Annotated in this window: 1 protein-coding gene and 1 pseudogene; both read left to right on the top strand. The window is 63.3% G+C overall.

Annotation, left to right across the window (positions count from 1 at the left end):
* Positions 1-1647, top strand: a pseudogene (locus VN856_RS28180) (APC family permease); the annotation flags it as partial.
* A 129-nt stretch (positions 1648-1776) separates the two neighbouring features.
* A partial coding sequence (locus tag VN856_RS28175; RefSeq protein ID WP_325695416.1) for an APC family permease occupies positions 1777-3067 on the top strand: 1291 nt, incomplete at its 3' end.

The following is a 3067-nucleotide window of genomic DNA, read 5'->3' as shown; positions in this document are numbered from 1 at the left end:
TATCGCCAGGTGGTGATGGTTTACACCCGCGCCGGCGGTTCATACGTGGTCGCGCGGGAGAACTTCGGACCCAGAGTCGCCCAGATCGCCGCCGCGTCGCTGCTGATCGACTACGTCGTCACCGTCGCCGTGCAGTGCGCGGCCGGAACCGTGGCGGTGGCCTCGGCGATACCGGCGATCGGTCCCTACAGTTTGGAAGTCACCGTCGGCATTGTCCTCATAATGTGCTTTGCCAACCTGCGCGGATTGCGCGAAGCCGGGCTCCCCTTTGCGCTGCCGACTTATCTATTTGTCGGCATGGTCTCGTTGACAATCGTCGTCGGAATCATTCGGGAATTCGTCGGCGGCCTGCGGGTCTACGACCCGATCCACACCGATGGAGCGGTGCCGGTGCAGCACGGCAGCGGTCTGATCATGGGCGCAACGCTGCTGATTGTGTTGCGGGCCTTCGCCAACGGCGGATCGTCGCTGACCGGCGTCGAGGCGATCTCCAACACGGTCAACGCCTTTCGTCCGCCGGAGAGCACGAATGCGCGTCGAGTGCTCACGATCATGGGCTGCATTCTCGCGTTCCTGTTGGCCGGCGTCGCCTGGCTCGCCCACATCACGCATGCCTTCCCGTACGCCAGTGGATATCCGTCGATGCTGTCCGAGATCGCACGGGCGGTCTTCGGCGACGGCGTAATCGGCAAAGTTCTGTATTTCCTCGTTCAGGCGGCCACCGCACTGATCCTCTACACCGGCGGGAACACCAGCTTCAACGGCTTTCCCGCACTAACGAGTTTCGTCGCCGAGGACAGCTTCCTGCCACGCCCGCTGATGAAGCGTGGCCACCGGCTGGTGTTCTCCAACGGCATCATCGTGCTGACCGTGCTGGCGGTGGCGTTGCTCATCGTGACGGGCGGTTCGCTCAACGCGTTGGTCCCGTTCTATGCGATCGGGGTGTTCACCGGTTTCTCGATGGCCGGCTACGGCATGACCAAATACTGGCTCACCCACCGTGGGCCCGGGTGGCGGTACAAGCTGTTGATCAACCTCTCGGCAGGAATCCTGTCTACCGTCGTGGTGGGCATCTTCGCGATCGCGAAGTTCACCGAAGGCGCCTGGCTGGTGGTGGTGGTCTTTCCGATCCTGGTCTTCGCGTTGATGCGGGTGAACCGGCAGTACCGCGCCGAGTCGTCGGTGCTGGAAACGTCGGTCGCCGAACCTCCTGACTTGGCCAGCTACGACCGACACCGGGTGCTGGTCTTCGTGGACTCGGTCGACTTGGCCGAGATCGAGGCGCTGCGCTATGCCAAAGGTCTCAGGGCCGACGAGCTGACTGCGGTGCACTTCGTGCTGGACTCCGTGCATGCGGAGCGCCTCAAGCGCCAATGGCGGCACTTCGGGCACGTCACCGGCCTGCGGACGGTCGATTGCTTCGACCGCAACCTGAGTCGGGCCGCGCAAGAACTCGTCCAGCAGATCATGGCGGAGCATGCGGACACCAAGGTGACGGTGTTGCTGCCTCGTCGCGAGTATTCCCAGCTCCTGGGCCGTTTCCTGCACGACCGCACCGCAGACATGATCGCCAAAGTGATCAGCCGAATCCCGGGCGCAAGCGCACAGATTGTGGCTTACGACATCTCGACCCGGATCGCGATGGCGAGTGCGGCCACCAACGGACAGGCGCCCAGGTCGCGCCCCACTGATATTCCGATAGAGTTACCCGGACCGCAGCTGACCCACGTGGATGACTTGACTCCACAGGTCGCGGACTCCGGAGGAAAGTGATACGTGGTAACAGCACTACAGCGCGACGCGGGCATCCGGCCGTCGTTTGCCGACGGTTGGAAGCGCATTTTCCTCGGTAAACCGCTGACCAGCGAGCAGCTCGACTCCGAAAGATTGTCGAATCCGGTTGCGCTGGGCGCTATTTCGCCCGATGCGATTTCCTCGACCGCCTACGGGCCCGAGCAGGTGATGGTCGAACTGTTACCACGCGCGGGAATGGCCGCGTTTGCGTTGCTGCTGCCGATCATTGGCGTGATCCTGCTCATCCTGTTGTTGGTCTCCGCGTCCTACCGCGGCGTCGTGATGGCCTACACCCGCACCGGCGGGGCGTACATGGTGGCCCGGGACAACTTCGGGCCCCGGATAGCGCAGATCGCCGCCGCGGCGCTGCTGATCGACTATGTGGTCACCGCCGCGGTGCAGCCCGCGGCCGGGACCGTGGCGCTCTGCTCGGCGATACCTGCGCTGCATCCCTATCATTTGGAAATCACCATCGGCGTGCTCACGTTGATCTGCATCGCGAACCTGCGCGGACTGCGGCAATCCGGCCGGATTTTCGCGATCACGACGTACTCATTCGTCGCGATGATCACGCTGACGATCGTGACCGGCGTGGTCCGTGACATCATCTGGGGTCTACCGCAATACGATCCGGCGCACATCGATGGCGCGGTGCCGGTGCATCAGGGCAACGGGCTGGTGATGGGCGCGACGGTGCTCGTGGTCCTTCGCGCCTTCGCCAACGGCGGTACCTCGCTGACCGGCGTCGAGGCGATTTCCAACACTGTCAACGTCTTTCGAGAGCCGCAGGGCCTCAATGCCCGCCGGGTGCTGACCATCATGGCCTGCATCCTGGGATTCTTGTTGGCCGGTGTTGCCTGGCTTGCTTATGTCACCCACTCCACCCCGTACCTGGACGAATACCCGTCGATGCTCTCGGAGATCACCCGCGCCGTCTTCGGTCAGGGTCCAATCGGGAATGTCCTCTACTTTTTAGTCCAGGCATCCAGCGCCGCAATCCTTTTCACCGGCGCCAACACTGGGTTCAATGGGTTCCCCGCGTTGGCGAGTTTTGTTGCCGAGGACCGCTTTTTGCCGCGGCCGCTGACCAAACGTGGCCACCGGCTGGTGTTCTCCAACGGGATCATCACGTTGACGGCGCTCGCGGTGGCACTGCTGCTGGTGACCCGCGCGTCGGTCAACGCTTTGGTGCCGTTTTACGCCATTGGGGTGTTCACCGCGTTCGCGATGGCCGGCTTCGGCATGACCAGACACCACCGCATCGGTCGTGGGC

It is taken from the genome of Mycobacterium sp. (assembly GCF_035603715.1).
Lineage (GTDB): Bacteria > Actinomycetota > Actinomycetes > Mycobacteriales > Mycobacteriaceae > Mycobacterium.
This window is presented reverse-complemented; position numbering and strand designations above follow the sequence as displayed.